General features: G+C 69.9%; 12 protein-coding genes. All 12 read left to right on the top strand.

All coding sequences use genetic code 11. The annotated features are described in order from the left end of the window. The first annotated feature begins 83 nt into the window (after positions 1-83). The 12 genes from ACX1D3_RS04605 (at position 84) to ACX1D3_RS04550 (ending at position 16,628) form a co-directional block, all read left to right on the top strand. Positions 84-3,104, top strand: a complete 3,021-nt coding sequence (locus ACX1D3_RS04605) for a Na+/H+ antiporter subunit A (RefSeq protein ID WP_458995810.1) — start codon at positions 84-86, stop codon at positions 3,102-3,104. Continuing rightward, on the top strand, positions 3,101-3,529 hold the full coding sequence (locus ACX1D3_RS04600) for a Na(+)/H(+) antiporter subunit C (RefSeq protein WP_458995809.1): 429 nt from the start codon (positions 3,101-3,103) through the stop codon (positions 3,527-3,529). The genes ACX1D3_RS04605 and ACX1D3_RS04600 overlap by 4 nt, the downstream gene beginning before the upstream one ends. Next, the gene (locus ACX1D3_RS04595; RefSeq protein WP_458995808.1) at positions 3,526-5,079 is read left to right on the top strand and encodes a Na+/H+ antiporter subunit D; all 1,554 of its coding nucleotides are present in this window, start codon (positions 3,526-3,528) and stop codon (positions 5,077-5,079) included. Before ACX1D3_RS04600 ends, ACX1D3_RS04595 begins: the two co-directional genes overlap by 4 nt. After that, the gene (locus ACX1D3_RS04590; RefSeq protein WP_458995807.1) at positions 5,076-5,666 is read left to right on the top strand and encodes a Na+/H+ antiporter subunit E; all 591 of its coding nucleotides are present in this window, start codon (positions 5,076-5,078) and stop codon (positions 5,664-5,666) included. The genes ACX1D3_RS04595 and ACX1D3_RS04590 overlap by 4 nt, the downstream gene beginning before the upstream one ends. A gap of 1 nt (position 5,667) precedes the next feature. Continuing rightward, positions 5,668-5,985 (top strand): monovalent cation/H+ antiporter complex subunit F, encoded by a 318-nt coding sequence (locus ACX1D3_RS04585; protein ID WP_458995806.1) that lies wholly within the window; start codon positions 5,668-5,670, stop codon positions 5,983-5,985. Beyond that, entirely contained in the window at positions 5,985-6,371 is a 387-nt protein-coding gene (mnhG, locus tag ACX1D3_RS04580; RefSeq protein WP_458995805.1) for a monovalent cation/H(+) antiporter subunit G, read from the top strand. The genes ACX1D3_RS04585 and mnhG overlap by 1 nt, the downstream gene beginning before the upstream one ends. Positions 6,372-6,489: 118 nt before the next feature. Further along, on the top strand, positions 6,490-9,561 hold the full coding sequence (locus tag ACX1D3_RS04575) for a S8 family serine peptidase (protein ID WP_458995804.1): 3,072 nt from the start codon (positions 6,490-6,492) through the stop codon (positions 9,559-9,561). A 345-nt stretch (positions 9,562-9,906) separates the two neighbouring features. Beyond that, complete coding sequence (gene pta / locus ACX1D3_RS04570) at positions 9,907-11,964, top strand: phosphate acetyltransferase (protein WP_458995803.1); 2,058 nt, start codon at positions 9,907-9,909, stop codon at positions 11,962-11,964. 19 nt (positions 11,965-11,983) lie between these two features. Further along, positions 11,984-13,177 carry an acetate/propionate family kinase gene (locus ACX1D3_RS04565; RefSeq protein ID WP_458995802.1) on the top strand — a complete coding sequence of 398 codons (1,194 nt, stop codon included), beginning with the start codon at positions 11,984-11,986 and terminating at the stop codon, positions 13,175-13,177. A gap of 166 nt (positions 13,178-13,343) precedes the next feature. Continuing rightward, positions 13,344-14,120, top strand: a complete 777-nt coding sequence (locus ACX1D3_RS04560) for an SDR family NAD(P)-dependent oxidoreductase (protein WP_458995801.1) — start codon at positions 13,344-13,346, stop codon at positions 14,118-14,120. Positions 14,121-14,166: 46 nt separating this feature from the next. Next, entirely contained in the window at positions 14,167-14,925 is a 759-nt protein-coding gene (locus ACX1D3_RS04555; protein WP_458996482.1) for a lysophospholipid acyltransferase family protein, read from the top strand. Beyond that, the gene (locus ACX1D3_RS04550; RefSeq protein WP_458995800.1) at positions 14,922-16,628 is read left to right on the top strand and encodes an FAD-binding oxidoreductase; all 1,707 of its coding nucleotides are present in this window, start codon (positions 14,922-14,924) and stop codon (positions 16,626-16,628) included. Before ACX1D3_RS04555 ends, ACX1D3_RS04550 begins: the two co-directional genes overlap by 4 nt. Positions 16,629-16,689 lie beyond the last annotated feature (61 nt).

The following is a 16,689-nucleotide window of genomic DNA, read 5'->3' as shown; positions in this document are numbered from 1 at the left end:
ACTCAGTTGAACGTCCGGGGCGGAGCTTGAGTGGCCGATAGACTGAGCCCCGCCACCACGAACCGACCGACGGGAGTTCTGGCGTGCTCGTCGCCCTCATCACCGCCCACGCGATCCTGGGCGCCCTCACGCCGCTGCTGGTCCGCTGGTTCGGGGCGCGCGCCTTCTTCTTCCTGGCGCTGGGCCCGCTGGCCGCCGGCGTGTGGCTCGCCGGCCTGGGGCCGGCGGTCATCGACGGCGCAGGCTACGTCGAGTCCTATCAGTGGATTCCCCTGCTCGGGGTGGACCTCTCCCTCAGGATCGGCCTGCTGCAGTGGGTGCTGGCGCTGATCGTCACCTGGATCGGCGCCCTGGTGCTGCTCTACAGCCGCTGGTACTTCGACGGGTCGACGACGCCGCGCTCCGCGTCGATCCTCACGCTCTTCGCCGGCACGATGCTGGGCCTGGTCACGGCGGACAACCTCGTGGTGCTCTACATCTTCTGGGAGTTGACCACGATCTTCTCCTACCTCCTCATCGCCCACGACCCCACCCGCCGCGCCAACCGGGGCGCCGCGCAGACCGCGCTGATCGTCACCACCACGGGCGGCCTCGCGATGCTCGTCGGCATCGTCGCGCTGTGGCAGACGTCGGGCACGCTGTCCCTCCAGGAGCTCCTGACGGAGCCCCCCACCGGCACCCTGGCCACCGTCGGCGCCCTGCTGATGCTGGTCGGCGCGCTCAGCAAGTCCGCCCTCGTCCCGTTCCACTTCTGGCTGCCGGGCGCGATGGCGGCCCCCACCCCCATCTCGGCGTACCTGCACGCCGCGGCCATGGTGAAGGCGGGCGTGTACCTGGTGGCCGCGATGGCCCCGGCGTTTGCGGACGTGCCGTGGTGGCGGCCCAGCATCATGCTGCTCGGCACCATCACGATGATCCTCGGAGGCTGGCGGGCGCTGCGGCAGACGGACCTCAAGCTCCTCCTCGCCTACGGCACCGTGAGCCAGTTGGGGTTCATGGTGCTCCTCGTGGGCCTCGGCACCGAGGCGGCGGCCCTGGCGGGGCTGGGGATGGTCATCGCCCACGCCCTGTTCAAGTCCACGCTGTTCATGTGCGTGGGCGTCATCGACCACTCCGCGGGCACGCGGGACCTGCGCGAACTGAGCGGTGTGGGCCGTCGAGTCCCGGTGCTCGCCGCGGTGGGTGGGTTGGCGGTCCTCTCGATGGCCGGCATGCCGCCACTGATGGGGTTCCTGTCCAAGGAGGCCGCGTTCGAGTCCGTGGAGTATCTGGTCGCGGGCGATGTCGAGTCCATCACCCCGCTGGCGGCCGCAGCCCTGGCGGCGGCGCTGGTGTTCGGATCGGCCCTGACCGTGGCGTACTCCCTGCGCTGGTGGTGGGGCGCCTTCGGCACCAAGGACCGCGCGCCGGCGCTGTCCTGGCACCGGCCGGCGTTCGGGATCGTGGCGGTGCCGGCGCTGCTCAGCATCGTGTCCCTGGCGGCGGGCTTCCTCGGCCCACCGATGACCGCCGTCCTGGACCTCTACGCCCGTACCGTCACCGCGGGCAAGGCCAGCCATGGCCTCGCGCTGTGGCACGGCTTCACCTGGCCGCTGCTGATGTCGTCGATCGCGGTGGGTGCCGGCGTCGTCCTGTTCCTGTTCCGCAACCGCATCGCCAGGATCCAAGCCACCTTCCCGCAGACCACGACGGCGGAGGAGTTCTTCCACCGGTCCATGCACAACCTGGACCGGATCGCCGTCGAGGTCACGGCCCGCACGCAGCGGGGCTCGTTGTCGATCTACCTCGGCACCATCCTGGTGACCCTCGTGTCCCTGGCCACGTTCGCGATGCTGCGGATCCGCCAGTGGCCCGAGTTCCGGGTCTTCGACCACTGGCCCCAACTGCTGGTGGCCGCCGTGATGATCACCGCCGCGGTCCTGGCCGCCGGATCCCGCGGCAGGATCCGCGCCATCCTGCTGGTGGGCGTCACCGGCTACGGACTGTCGCTGATGTTCGCCATGGCGGGGGCGCCGGACCTGGCGCTCACGCAGGTCCTCGTCGAGACCGTCACCCTGGTGGTGTTCGTCCTGGTGGTGCGCAAGCTGCCGCGCTACTTCACCAACCGGCCGCTGAGTTCGACGAGGTGGTGGCGCGTGCTCGTCGCCGCCGCCGTCGGCACCACGGTGACGCTGGTGGCGGTCGTCAGCGCGGGCGCCCGAGTGGCGGACCCGATCTCCGACGCCTGGTACGAGGCCGCCTACGAGATCGGCTTCGGCAAGAACATCGTCAACGTGGCGCTGGTGGACACCCGCGCCTGGGACACCCTGGGCGAGATCGCCGTGCTGGTCATCGCCGCCACCGGCGTGGCGTCGCTGATCTTCCTCCGCTCCCGGGTGGGTTCGTTGACCCGCACCGACGAGGTGTTCGAGGACCGCGAGGACGCCCCCATGTCGGACAGCGCGCCCGGCGTGTGGCTGCGGGCAGGGCAGACCCTGTCCCCGCTGGTGCGGTCCCTCGTGTTCGAGGTGATCACGCGGCTGCTGTTCGGCGTGATGATCATCATCTCCATCTACCTCCTGCTGGCCGGCCACAACTCCCCCGGCGGCGGATTCGCCGGAGGCATGGTGGCCGGCATGGCGCTGATCATCCGCTACCTCGCCGCCGGCCGGCACGAGCTGGACGAGGCCGCGCCGTTCGACGCGGGCCGGCTGCTGGGCGGCGGCCTGTTCCTGCTGCTGGGCGCCGCCGTCGTCCCGGTGTTCTTCGGCGGGAGCGTGCTGCAGAGCTACGACTACTACTGGAACGTGCCCGGCCCGGACGTCCTGGCCACGCCCTGGGGGGAGCTGCCGTTCCTCGGCGAGGTCCACCTGGTGTCGTCGACGATCTTCGACCTCGGCGTCTACCTCGTGGTGGTGGGCATGCTTCTCGACGTGGTCCGCAGCCTGGGCTCCGGCATCGACCAGCACGCCAGCGACCAGTTGGCCCCCATGCCCCTGCCCGATTCCACCATCGCCCTGCCGGCCCGCCACGGCGGCACCGCCAAGGATCGCGGACGGCCGGACGCGAGCGACGACGCCCCGCGCCACACCAGGCACACGCGCCCCGGGGAGGCCCTCCGATGACCGCCAACCTCGCCCTCGCCGTCACGGCCGGCATCCTCGTGGCCGCCGGGGTGTACCTGCTGCTCGAGCGGTCCCTGACCCGGATCCTGCTCGGAGTCCTCCTCGCCAGCAACGGCGTGAACCTGCTGTTCATCGTCGCCGCAGGGGAGCCGGGCGCGGCGCCCATCGTGGGGCTCGCGGATCCGGACAAGACCTCCGATCCCCTGCCGCAGGCGATGGTGCTGACGGCCATCGTGATCACCATGGCGGTGGCGGCGTTCGTGCTCACCGTCGCCTACCGCAGCTTCCAGCTGCACGGGCACGACGAGGTGGCGGACGACGTCGAGGACGCCCGCATCCGCCACCTGGCGGAGGCCGACGTGGCCTCCGAGTCCTACGAGGACACCACCTTCTCCGACACGGGTGAGGACGTGGTGAGCGAATGATGGCCAACCTGCTCCCGGTGCCGGTGCTGCTGGCGATCTTCGGCGCCGCCGTCGCGCTGGCCCTGCCGCGCCGCCCCACCACGCAGCGCATCGTCTCCGTGCTCAGCCTCTCCGGCATCGTCGCGGTGGCGGCCGTGCTGATGTGGCACACGCACGAGGTGGGGCCGGTGTCGCTGTGGCTCGCGAACTGGCCGGAGCCGCTGGGCATCGCCCTTGTGGCGGACCGCCTGAGCTCGCTGATGCTGTTCGTGGCCTCGGTGGTCGCGCTGTGCGTCCTCCTGTTCGCCACCGGCCAGGACAGCGACGAGGTGCGTCGCGAGACCCCGGTGTCGATCTTCCACCCCACGTTCCTGCTCCTGATGGCGGGCGTCTCGAACGCGTTCCTGGCCGGGGACCTGTTCAACCTGTTCGTGGGCTTCGAGATCCTGCTGTTCGCCTCCTACGTGCTGCTCACCCTGGGCGGGACGGGGGACCGGATCCGCGCGGGCACCACCTACGTCATCGTCTCCCTGCTCAGCTCGTCGCTGTTCCTCATCTCCATCTCCGCCGTGTACGCGGCGACGGGCACGGTCAACCTGGCTCACCTGGCGGTGCGCCTGCGCGACCTCAGCGAGCCGGTCCAGCTCCTGCTCGAGGTGCTCCTGATCGTGACGTTCGCGGTCAAGGCCGCGATGTTCCCCCTCGGCTCCTGGCTCCCGGACTCCTACCCCACCGCCCCCGCGCCGGTCACCGCGGTGTTCGCCGGCCTGCTCACCAAGGTGGGTGTCTACGCCATCATCCGCACGGAGACGCTGCTGTTCCCGTCGTCGCCGGTCAACGACGTGCTGATGGTCGCGGCGTTGCTCACGATGGTGATCGGCATCCTGGGTGCCATCGCACAGGTGGAGATCAAGCGGATGCTCTCCTTCACCCTGGTGAGCCACATCGGATTCATGGTCTTCGGCATCTCGCTCGGCAGCGACGCGGGCATGGCGGCCACCATCTTCTACACCGCGCACCACATCACAATCCAGGCAACCCTGTTCCTGGTGACCGGGCTCATCGAGCGTCGCGGGGGCACCTCGTCGCTGGAGGGCCTCGGCGGGCTCCTCAAGGTGGCGCCGCTGCTGGCCGTCCTGTTCTTCCTGCCCGCCATGAACCTGGCCGGCATCCCGCCGTTCTCCGGGTTCATCGGCAAGCTCGGCCTGATCCAGGCGGGCGCCGCCCACGGCAGCATGCTCGCCTGGGCCGTCGTCGCGGGCGGCGTGCTCACCAGCCTCCTCACCCTGATCGCCATGGCCAAGGTGTGGAACCGGGCGTTCTGGGGCGTCACGCCCGCCGAGCAGCGCCGCGCCGAGGCCGAGCGCCTCAACGAGGACATCGACGAGCTGATCGACGACGACACGCGCCCCATGCCTCCCCTGCAGGTGGGGGCCACAATGGCGCTGGTCGCGTTCGGCCTGGCGCTGACGGTGTTCGCGGGGCCGCTGTACGAGTACACGCACGCGGCCGCCGCCACGCTGCGCGACGGGTCCTACATCGTCGCCGTACTCCCGGAGGGCCTGCGATGATGAAATCGGCCACCCCCTGGCGCCAACGCGCGAAGTTCCGGCCCCTGTCCGTGTTCGGCATGGCCGGCGTGTGGGTGCTGGTCTGGGGCAGCGCGTCCCCGCTGATCCTCATCTCCGGCGTCGCGCTCGGCTGGATCGTCGGCGTGATGTTCCCACTCCCCCCGATCTTCTGGCAGGGCCGGTTCCGCCCCGTCGGGTTCGCGCTGCTCACCTGGCACCTGCTGCACGACCTGGTGGTCTCGTCGGTGCGCCTTCTCCGGCTGGCCTTCCAGCGGGAGGTCAACCTCCACGCCGGCATCGTGCGGGTGGACCTCCACACAGACGACGACCTCTACCAGGTGCAGGTGGCCGAGATCCTGTCGCTCGTCCCCGGCACGGTGGTGATCGAGGTGGTCCGCGAGCCCCGTCGCCTCTACATGCACGCCCTCGAGCTTGTCGACGACGCCGCGCTGGACCGCGTGCAGCGCATGGCCATGGCAGTGGAGTCCAGGGTGGTGCGGGCGTTCGGCTCCGACGAGGAGATCGCCGCCTTCGACGCGGCCTGCATGGCCCACCCCGTCAACGCGTCCCCACGGATGGAGGAGTGAGATGGTCGACGTCCTCACCGAGGTGATCCTGAGTGTCGCGGCCGTGGTGCTGGCCGTGTCAGCGATCATCGGCGCGAACCGGATCGCGGAGGGGCCAACGCAGCTGGACCGCTCCGTGGCCGCGGACCTGATCGTCGCCGTCGTGGTGGCGTCGCTGGGGCTGTGGACGGTGTGGTCGGACAGCTCCACCGAGGTCCTCATCCTGGTGCTGCTGTCCATGCTGGGCTTCACCAGCGCGGTGTCGGTGGCCCGGATGGTCGCGGACCGGATGGCCACCCGGCGGCAGTACACCGCCCACCGAGACCGGAAGCAGCCCTGATGACGGACCAGATCTTCGACCTCATCGCCTCCGTGTTCGTGCTCGCGGGCGCGCTGCTGTGCCTCGGCGCCGCCGTCTCCCTGGTGCGATTCCCCGACGTGCTGGGCAAGATGCACGCCATCACCAAGCCGCAGGTGCTGGGGCTGATCTCGGTCACCGTCGGCATCACCCTCAGCCTGCGCACCTGGTGGGCCGCCGGCCTCTGCCTGCTCGTGATCGTCCTCCAGCTGCTGACGGCCCCGGTCTCGGCCAACCTCGTGGCCCGCGGCGCCTACCGCGCCGGGCTCATCAAGGACGAGCTGCTGCTCATGGACCACCTGACCGAGGACCTGGAGGAGGCGGGGTACACCCGCCCCGCGGAGGGCACCCCCGAAAGCAACCGCTGAGGTTCGCCGCAGGCGCGGCTCCGACACCTCAACCTGACGTTGAGAGGTATCACTTTCGTTCATTGACGCCTTCTGAGGGCGCTCATAGTGTGGCGGCCAACACTATCCCCCCTAGTGAATGGCGAAACGTATGAAGAAGGCCGGCACCGTTGCCCTGACCGCACTCCTCGCACTCGCGCTCCCGGGCGTAGCCCAGGCCAGCCCGGAGGACCCTCTTGACCGGTTCGAGCGGGCCGACGCCGGCAAGATCTCGTCGGACTTCGTGCCCGCCTCGGCCGACGGGGGGGCGCGGGTGACCGTGATGGTCGAGCTGGCCTCCGATCCCGTCGCGGTCGTCGACGCGGCCTCCCCGGCACGGCTGACCAAGGCGGAGCGCAACGCCCTCAAGGCGCAGCGCAAGGCCGAACAGGACAAGCTCAAGCCTGCCATCGCGAAGCTCGGCGGCCAGGTCCGCTCGCAGGTCCAGACGGCCTACAACGGCGTGAAGGTGAGCGTGGCCCGCGCCGACGCGGCCGCGCTGTCCGCGCTTCCCGGCGTCAAGGCGGTGCACCGGGTGCAGACGGTCGAGCCCACCAACGCCACGTCGGTGCCCTACCTCGGCGTGGACCAGGTGTGGCAGGACAACGGCTACACCGGTGAGGGCGTCAAGGTGGCCATCATCGACACAGGCATCGACTACACCCACGCCACGTTCGGCGGCCCCGGCACCAAGGAGGCCTTCGCGGCGGCCAAGGCGAGCAACACCACTAACGCCGCATGGTTCGGACCCGAGGCGCCGCGCGTCAAGGGCGGCTGGGACTTCGTGGGTGACGCCTACGACGCCAGCGATCCGGCGAACTCCACGCCCGTCCCGGACGCCAACCCGCTGGACTGCAACGGCCACGGCACGCACGTGGCCGGCACCACCGGCGGCAGCGGGGTGACCAGCGACGGCTCCACCTTCACCGGCCCCTACGACGCGGCGACGGCGGAGAACGACTTCCTGGTGGGCCCCGGCGTCGCCCCCGAGGTGGACCTCTACGCGCTGAAGGTGTTCGGCTGCGAGGGCTCCACCGACGTCACCGTCGAGGCCATCGACTGGGCCGTCGACAACGGCATGGACGTGATCAACATGTCGCTGGGCTCCGACTACGGCACGAAGGACGACCCCGCCTCGGTGGCCGCGAGCAACGCCGCCGCCGACGGCGTCGTGGTGGTGGCCTCCGCCGGCAACGCCGGACCCAACCCATACCTCACCGGCTCCCCAGGTGCGGGCGACGGCGTGATCAGCGTCGCGGCCAACGACGCCACCGAGACCTTCCCCGGCGCGACGCTCACCGTCGACGGGCTGGAGATCGAGGCGATCAACGCCAACGGCGCTGAGCTCCCCACGGGGCCTTATGCGGTCGTGGCTCTGACCGACGACCCGGCGACGGACGAGAACGAGGCCCTCGGGTGCTCGGTCGAGGCCTACACCAAGGCCAGCATCAGCGCCGCCCCCAACGCGCCGCTCCAGATGGCAGTGACCACCCGCGGCACCTGCGCCCGCGTGGCGCGCGGCGTGTTCGGCCAGCAGGCCGGCGCCGACGCCGTCGTGATGATCAACAACGCCACCTCCCTGCCCCCCTACGAGGGCCCCATCACGGAGAACCCCGACACAGGGATCGCCTACACCGTCACCATCCCGTTCCTGGGCGTGCGCTCCGGGGACGGCCCGGCGCTCATCGCCGCCGACGAAGAGAGCCTCACGCTCGCGCCGGTCGCGATCGACAACCCCGGCTTCGAGGGCTACGGCTCCTTCACGTCCTCGGGCCCGCGCAGCGGCGACTCCGCTCTGAAGCCCTCCGTCACGGCACCGGGCGTGTCCATCGCCTCGGCCGCCGTCGGCTCCGGCACCGGCGCCATGTTCCTGTCCGGCACGTCGATGGCGGCGCCGCATGTGGCGGGTGTCGCGGCCCTCGGCGTCCAGGCCCACCCCGAGTGGAGCGGGCAGGACGTCTCGTCGGCGCTGGTCTCCACGGCCGACCCCGAGAAGGTCGCGGGCTACCGGCTCACCCTCGGGGGCGGCCTCGTCGATCCCGTCGGCCTGGTGTCCGCCGAGGCCTTCGCCTTCGGCGACTCCGCCAACGGCAGGAATGCCTTCCGCGAATCCACCCTCAGCTTCGGCTTCGCAGAGCTGGCGCGGGACTTCAGCGCAACGAGGACGATCACGATCGTCAACCGGAGCTCCTCGCCGCGCACCTATGCGGTCAACTACGAGCAGGGCGCCGGCTCGCTGCCCGCCACCGTGACGTTCGACAGGCCGAACGTGACAGTCCGCGCCGGCGGCACCGCAACCCTGCGGGTGACTCTTGCGGTTCTGGCCACCGACGTACCCGCGTCGGAGGATGGCGACCTGGCTCAGGTCTCGGGCAACGTGGTCCTGACCTCCGGCTCCGACTCGTTGACGGTGGGGGCGCTGCTGGTGCCGCGGCCGTCGTCGAAGGTCTCGGCCTCTATCAACGGTTCCCTCAACGGGCCGAAGACCACAGCCTCGTTGGCGGTGTCGAACATGGGCTCGGTCTCCGCGGGCGTTGCGGATGTGTACACGTGGGGGCTGGAGGATCGGAAGGACCAGCGCGTCGGCGGCGGCTTCGATCTTCAGGCCGCGGGCGTCCAGTCGTTCGATCTGGGCACGGACTCGTTGATGGTCTTCGCGGTGTCGACCCATGACCGGTACAGCAATGCCGCCAGCGTCGAGTTCGACATCCTGATCGACACCGATCGGGACGGCACCGACGACTTCGCGGTGTTCAGCTACGACCTCGGGGCTGTGCTCACGGGTGACCACAACGGCCAGAACGGCGTATTCGTGTACAACCTGAGGACGAAGGCGACGACAATCAAGTTCCTGGCCGGCTCACCGACCGACTCCAGCACAGTCCTCCTGCCGGTCTTCGCCAGTGACCTGGGCATTGACGGGCCGTTCAGCTACACCGTGGCGTCGTTCTACGGCGACGCGTACGACCAGTTCTCCGGGCGTGCGGTGTACGACCCGAGCGCCAAGCCCCTGAGCGACGGGCTCTACGAACCCGTCGCCCCGGGCGCCAAGGTCAACCTTCCGGTGACCAAGGACGTCGCGGCCTTCAACGCGCAGAAGCCCCTCGGCCTCATGATCGTGTCCTTCGACAACCCGGCGGGCAGGGAGGCCTCCCTGATCCGCGTCAACTGATCCGACGAAGGGGCGCGGTCTCGGCAGTCGCCGGGGCCGCGCCCTCTGCATGCCCAGCTCTCCGCGACGAGGACTTGCACGTCCCGCGGGTGCCGGGTGGTGGGGGCCGGGCCGGGTTGGCTCGGGCATGTGCGACGAGGGCAGGCGCGTCAGCGCCGAATCGAGGAGTCACGGGCGGGACCGGCCCCCACCACCCGGCACCAACCCGACCCCGTCCCACGAACAAGACCCGACGCCTTCCCCGTGAACAGACCCGACCCCGCCGGGGTGGGCCGATGCTCAGAACGCCCGCCCGGGATGGATCGGTCGCGGGGGTGCCCCGTAAAGGGCGATAAGGTGGGGCCCGTGACGAAAAGCGTTTACATTGCCTCATCGGAGCGGCAGGTCAGCAAGTCGTCGATCGCCCTCGGCCTCATCGACATGTTCGCGCGCCAGGTGCGCTCCATCGGCGTCTACCGCCCGCTCGTGCACTCCACGGAGACGGACGCGGTCACCGAGGCGCTGCTCACCCAGAAGGGCGTCAAGGAGACCCTCGCCGAGGCCGTCGGGGTGACCTACACCGACTACGCGGCGGACACGAACGAGGCGATCGACACCATCGTCGCCAAGTACAGCGCCCTCGCGGAGACGCGCGACGTCGTCGTCGTCCTCGGCTCGGACTACGAGGACCTCGGCACCGCGTCGGAGCTTGAGCACAACGCGGTCATCGCGGCCAACCTCAACTCGCCCGTCCTGTACGTGGCGAAGGCGCTGGGCCGCACCGTCGAACAGGTGGCGCGCCTGGCCGAGTCGGCCATCGAGGCGTACGAGGCCAAGCACAACACCGTCATCGGCATCATCGTCACGCACGCCGAGGAGCCGGACGTCGAGGCCCTCCGCGACGCCATGCGGGCAGTCCGCGACGTCGCCGTCTCGGTGCTCCCCGAGGATCCGGTGCTCACCGCGCCGTCGGTGGGCGCGCAGTTCGAGGCGGCCGAGGCCACCCAGTGGCTGGGCAACCCCGAGTTCCTGTCCCACGAGTCGCTGCACACCCTGGTGGCGGGCATGACGTTGCCCAACCTGCTGCCGCGCCTCAAGCGCGAGGCCACCGTCATCATGCCGGCGGACCGCCTGGACCTGCTTCCCGGCGTGGTCATGGCGCACCGCTCGCCGGACTACGGGCCGCTGGCCGCCCTCATCCTCACGGGCGGCTTCGAGGTGCCCGAGTCCGTGTCGAAGCTGTTCGCGGACTCGGAGATCGACCTCCCCATCGCCGTCACCAAGGGCGACACGTTCCCCACCGCCGTCGCGCTGCAGGGCATCCGCGGCACGTCGACCAGCTCGGCCCGCAAGATCGAGGTGTCGCGGGCGCTGTTCTCGCAGAACGTCGACGAGGCCGCGCTGGTGGCCGCGATCGACCTGCCCCGCACCGAGATCCGCACGCCCACCATGTTCGAGCACCAGATCATGCAGATGGCGCGCGCCAACAAGCAGCGCATCGTCCTGCCGGAGGCCACGGACGACCGCGTGCTGACTGCGGCCTCCGTCGTGCTGCAGCGCTCGGTCGCCGACATCATCCTGCTGGGCGACTCGATCAAGATCAGCCGCCGCGCCTCAGAGCTGGGCCTCAACCTCACCGACGCCACCGTCGTGAACCCCGAGGACCCGGCGCTGGTGGAGAAGTTCGCCGAGGAATACGCCCGGCTCCGCGCCCACAAGGGCGTCAGCCTCGAGAAGGCCCGCGAGACGCTCAAGGACCTCTCCTACTTCGGCACCATGATGGTGCACTTCGGCATGGCCGACGGCATGGTCTCCGGCGCCGTCAACACCACGGCCAACACCATCCGCCCGTCGCTGGAGTTCATCAAGACCTCCCCCGGCGTCTCGGTGGTGTCCGGGTCCTTCCTCATGTGCATGAGCGACCGGGTGCTCGTCTACGCGGACTGCGCGGTCAACCCCACCCCCACCGCGGACCAGCTGGCAGATATCGCCATCTCGTCGGCCGCGACGGCGGTGAGCTTCGGCATCGAGCCGCGGATCGCCATGCTGTCGTACTCGACGGGCGACTCCGGCTCCGGCGCAGACGTGGACAAGGTCCGCGAGGCCACGCGCCTGGTGCGGGAGCGCGCCCCCGAGCTGAAGGTGGAGGGCCCCATCCAGTTCGACGCCGCCGTCGACGAGGTGGTGGCGAAGAAGAAGATGCCGGACTCCGAGGTGGCCGGCCGCGCCACCGTGTTCATCTTCCCGGACCTCAACACCGGCAACAACACGTACAAGGCCGTGCAGCGCACCTCTGGCGCCGTCGCGATCGGCCCCATGCTCCAGGGGCTCCGCAAGCCCGTCAACGACCTGTCGCGCGGCGCCCTCGTCGACGACATCGTCTCCACCATCACCATCACAGCCATCCAGGCCCAGGCGGTCTGACCCACTACGAAAGGGCGTCATGTCCCAGCCGATCCTCCTGCTCAACTGCGGGTCGTCGTCCATGAAGTACCAGGTGATCGACGCGGAGACCCACGAGTCCCGCGCGTCCGGCCTGGTGGAGCGCATCGGCCAGGCCTCTGGCGAGCTCAAGCACCGGCACGGCGACGAGGAGACGGTGCGCGAGGGCTGGTACCCCAACCACACCGTCGCGTTCGGCGCCGTGGTCGCGGCCTTCGAGGAGTTCGGCCCCGGCCTGCACGACGTGATCGCCGTCGGCCACCGCATCGTGCACGGCGGCGACAAGTTCCGCGAGTCCGTGCGGATCGACGCGGACGTCATCGCCGAGCTCCGGCGCCTGTCACAGCTGGCCCCGCTGCACAACCCTCCGGCCATCGCCGGCATCCGCGCCGCCATGGACCTGCTGCCCAGCATCCCGCACGTCGGCATCTTCGACACCGCGTTCTTCACCACGCTCCCCGCCGAGGCCTACACCTACGCGGTGGATCAGGAGCTGGCGAAGGAGCACGGCATCCGGAAGTACGGCTTCCACGGCACGTCGCACAGCTACGTGTCGGAGCAGGCCGCCGAGTACCTGGGCCGGGTGGACGACCCGGACCTCAAGCTGATCGTGTGCCACCTCGGCAACGGCGCCTCCATCTCGGCCGTCCTCGGCGGCAGGGCCATCGAGACGTCGATGGGCCTCACCCCCCTCCAGGGGCTCGTGATGGGCACCCGCTCCGGAGACGTGGACCCGGGCCTGCACAAGTTCCTCTCGACGCACGGCATGACGCCCGACGAGGTGGACACCCTGCTCAACAAGCGCTCCGGCATGCTGGGCCTCTGCGGCTACACCGACATGCGCGACGTGGCCACCCAGATCGCCGCCGGCAACCAGGACGCCATCCTGGCCCGTGACGTGTACGTGCACCGCCTGGTGTTCTACATCGGCGCCTACATGGCACTTCTCGGCGGCGTCGACGCGCTGGTCTTCACGGCCGGGGTGGGCGAGAACGCCGCGCACATCCGCGGCCCCGTCGTCGAACGCCTGGCCGGCATGGGCTTCGAGCTGGACACGGCGGCCAACGAGGTGCGCTCCCGCGAGGCCCGCGAGATCTCGACGGCCGCCTCGAAGGCCCGCGTCCTGGTGATCCCCACCAACGAGGAGCTGGCGATGGCGCGCGAGACGGTCGAAGTGATCGGCGCCCCCGCCTGATCCGCACCTCCTCGACGACGCCCCCGGCCCTTTGGCCGGGGGTGTCGCCGTTCTTGTGGCTTCCCCACAACGAACGCCCCGGGGGCTTGTCGGGAAACAACGACCGGGTGGCCCCAGGCCGGTGGCGACATCGCGGCGACGCGCCCGGGTGGCGTACCTTAATCCCATGGCTTCAGCACTGATCACGGGCGGGACTTCCGGCATCGGGCACGCGTTCGCACGCGAACTCGCCGGCCGGGGAACCGACCTGATCCTCGTCGCCCGCGACACCGACCGCCTCAACTCGGTCGCTGCCGAACTGCGTGCGGAGTTCCACATCGACGTGGAGGTCATCTCGGCGGACCTCGCCGTCCGCGACGACGTCCTCCAGGTCGCGGAGCGCCTCGAGGACCCGGCCCGCCCCGTCGACATCCTGGTCAACAACGCCGGATTCGGCCTGCACACCACGCTGCTGGATCCCGCCGACATCGACATGCACGCCAAGGCACTGGACGTCATGTGCCTGGCGGTGCTCATCCTCGGCGGCGCCGCCGCGCGGGCCATGCGGGCCCGCGGCCACGGCCGGATCATCAACGTGTCGTCGACGGCGGGCACCATCTTCACCGGCAACTACTCGGCCGTGAAGGCCTGGTGCACCACCTACTCGCAGGCGCTGGCCCTTGAGCTCTCCGGCACCGGGGTCACGTCGACGGCGCTCTGCCCGGGATGGGTGCGCACCGAGTTCCATGAGCGCGCCGGGATCAAGGCCACGTCCCTGCCCAGCATCGTGTGGATCGACGCCGAGACGCTCGTGCGCGGCGCCCTGGCGGACGCCGAGCGGGGCCGCTTCGTGTCGGTGCCCACGCTGAAGTGGAAGATCGCCTACGCGATCGCCGAGCACGGCCCGCGATCGTTCACGCGCTGGTTCTCGCGCAAGCTGAGCGCGTCGCGGAAGAAGCACTGAGGTGGCCAACGACGTCGAACCCGCGAACCCGCGGTACACGTCGAGGATGCACGCCACCACCAGGCAGACCGCGCAGATGCTCCTGCTCAAGCCGGCGCTCCTGCGGCTGCTGAAGGTCCACGTGCACGGCGTGTCCAACCTTGACGGCCTCGAGGGCGCCTTCGTCGTGTTCGGAAACCACTCGTCGCACCTCGACGCCCCCCTGATCCTCTGCTCGCTGCCGAGCAGGCTGTCGAAGTTCGTGGCCACCGGCGCCGCCGGTGACTTCTTCTTCGACAACCCGGTGAAGTCGCTGTCGATGTCGCTGTTCATGAACGCCTTCGCCATCGACCGGGGCAAGGGCGGCAAGGGCAAGCGCGGCATGTCCGGGCAGCTGCTCGACGACGGCGTCCCCATCCTGCTGTTCCCCGAGGGCACCCGCTCCCGCACCGGCGCGCTGGCGCCGTTCGTGCCGGGCGTGGCGTCGCTGTGCATCTCCCGCGGGGTGCCCGCGCTGCCGGTGGCCCTCGTGGGCGCCTACGACGCGTGGCCGTCGCGGCAGAAGCACCTGCCGAAGGGCAGGCCCGAGGTGCATGTGGTGTTCGGGCGCCCCATGACCGCGTACCCCGGTGAGATCGCGCACGAGTTCAACGAGCGGATGCGCCGCCAGGTGCTGGAGCTGCACGACACCACCGCCCGCGCCTACGGCAAGAAGACGCTCGCCGAGTACGCGCGCACCGAGGCCATCGAACTGGCCAGGAAGTCCCATATCGCCGCCTTGGTTGAGGACGCCAAGGAACAGGCTGACAAGCAGGAGGATCGATGATCGACGGGGTCAAGCAACAGAAGTGGTGGGGCTGGGGCGAGGAGGGCAAGGCGTACCACTACGAGGACAAGCCGAAGTTCCCCCCGTTCGTGAAGAAGATGGTGGGGGTGGACATCACCGCCCCCGTGGAGCCCGTGCGCCCCTTCTCGTCGCTCGACGTGCCCGCCTCCCAGCTGACCGATGGCCTGCGAGCCGAACTGGTGGGCATCCTGGGTGAGAAGTTCGTGCAGACCGACGACGAGACCCGCGTGGTGCACGCCTTCGGCAAGGGCGTCCGCGACCTTCTGCGCGTCCGCGCGGGCCTGCTGGGCCGCGTGCCGGATGTGGTCCTCTACCCGGGCACGCAGCGCGAGGTCGAGCTCCTCGTCGACGCCGTGGTGGCCGCCGACGCCGTGCTCATCCCCTTCGGCGGCGGGTCCAACATCGTGGCGGCGCTGGAGGCGGAGCCGGGCGAGACCCGCCAGGTGGTCTCGGTCAACCTCGGCCGCATGAGCCGGGTCCTGGAGATCGACGAGGTCTCGGGCCTGGCCCACATCCAGGCCGGCGTGTTCGGCCCGGACATGGAGGATCAGTTGAAGGCCCGCGGCTGGACCATGGGCCACCACCCGGACTCGTTCGTGTGGTCCACGCTCGGCGGATGGATCGCCACCCGGTCCTCGGGCATGCAGTCGGACAAGTACGGCGACATCGCCGACATCTGCCGCGGCCTCACCATGGTGATGCCCGGCCAGGTGCTCACGCTGCGCCCGCTGCCGTCGTCGTCGTCGGGCCCCAGCGTCCGCGAGATGGTGCTGGGCTCGGAGGGGCGCCTCGGGATCATCACCTCGGCGTGGGTCAACGTGCACCGCATCCCCGAGGTGCGCGAGTTGCAGGCCTACTTCTTCCCCACCTACGAGGACGGGCTCAAGGCCTGCCAGGCCATCGTCGAGTCGGACGCCTCCGTGATGATGGCGCGCGTCTCGGACGCCATCGAGACGCAATACATCATGGCCAACGGCAAGAAGTCGAGCCGTCTCGGCTCGCTGAGCAGCAAGGCCATCCAGAAGATCATGGTGCAGAAGGGCTGGGACCTGGAGAAGATCGCCATGAGCTTCGTGGGCTTCGAGGGCTCGCCCACGCACGTGCGCTACGAGAAGGGCCTCGTGGCCAAGATCGTCCGCAACCACGGCGGCATGGGCGTGGGCAAGGGCCCGGGCTCCCTGTACGACCAGAAGAAGTACGACACCCCCTACATCCGCGACTTCATGCTGGACCGTGGCCTCGTCGCCGACGTGTCGGAAACCACCACCCCGTGGAAGTACGCCGAGCAGATCCACACCAACACCGTCGCCGCGTTCAACCGGGCGATGGACGAGCTCGGGGTCAGGGGCGTGGTGTTCTGCCACCTCAGCCACTCGTACCACTCGGGCGCCTGCCAGTACTTCACGTTCGCGATCGCGGACAAGTCCGACGGCGCCATGGCCACCTACGACCACGCCAAGCGCGTGCTCCAGCAGTCGTTCATGGACAACCACGCCACGGTGTCGCACCACCACGGCGTGGGCGAGGAGCACAGCCCTTGGATGGACCAGGACATCTCGCCTGCCGGTGTGTTCATCCAGCGCGCCCTGTTCGACGGCGTGGACCCGGGGCACAACCTCAACCCGGGCAAGATCATCCACGACGGCAAGCCGGGCATCTCCAGCAACTCCGCCGACGCCTGACCCCACCCCGCGGCCGCTCGGAGCGCCGCGGCAAAAGCGAGAGGCCCTCGGCCCGGCCCTT

The sequence above is a fragment of the Tessaracoccus yangjingae genome (genome assembly GCF_054483935.1).
Note: the sequence above shows the minus strand (reverse complement) of the source record. Positions and strands in the feature narration are given on the sequence as shown.

What these genes read in the sequence shown, in the direction of transcription:
- ACX1D3_RS04600 (WP_458995809.1), top strand. Translation starts at nt 3,101, where the DNA reads ATGACCGCCAACCTCGCCCTCGCCGTCACGGCCGGCATCCTCGTGGCC.
- ACX1D3_RS04595 (WP_458995808.1), top strand. Translation starts at nt 3,526, where the DNA reads ATGATGGCCAACCTGCTCCCGGTGCCGGTGCTGCTGGCGATCTTCGGC.
- ACX1D3_RS04590 (WP_458995807.1), top strand. Translation starts at nt 5,076, where the DNA reads ATGATGAAATCGGCCACCCCCTGGCGCCAACGCGCGAAGTTCCGGCCC.
- ACX1D3_RS04585 (WP_458995806.1), top strand. Translation starts at nt 5,668, where the DNA reads ATGGTCGACGTCCTCACCGAGGTGATCCTGAGTGTCGCGGCCGTGGTG.
- mnhG (WP_458995805.1), top strand. Translation starts at nt 5,985, where the DNA reads ATGACGGACCAGATCTTCGACCTCATCGCCTCCGTGTTCGTGCTCGCG.
- ACX1D3_RS04575 (WP_458995804.1), top strand. Translation starts at nt 6,490, where the DNA reads ATGGCGAAACGTATGAAGAAGGCCGGCACCGTTGCCCTGACCGCACTC.
- ACX1D3_RS04565 (WP_458995802.1), top strand. Translation starts at nt 11,984, where the DNA reads ATGTCCCAGCCGATCCTCCTGCTCAACTGCGGGTCGTCGTCCATGAAG.
- ACX1D3_RS04560 (WP_458995801.1), top strand. Translation starts at nt 13,344, where the DNA reads ATGGCTTCAGCACTGATCACGGGCGGGACTTCCGGCATCGGGCACGCG.
- ACX1D3_RS04555 (WP_458996482.1), top strand. Translation starts at nt 14,167, where the DNA reads ATGCACGCCACCACCAGGCAGACCGCGCAGATGCTCCTGCTCAAGCCG.
- ACX1D3_RS04550 (WP_458995800.1), top strand. Translation starts at nt 14,922, where the DNA reads ATGATCGACGGGGTCAAGCAACAGAAGTGGTGGGGCTGGGGCGAGGAG.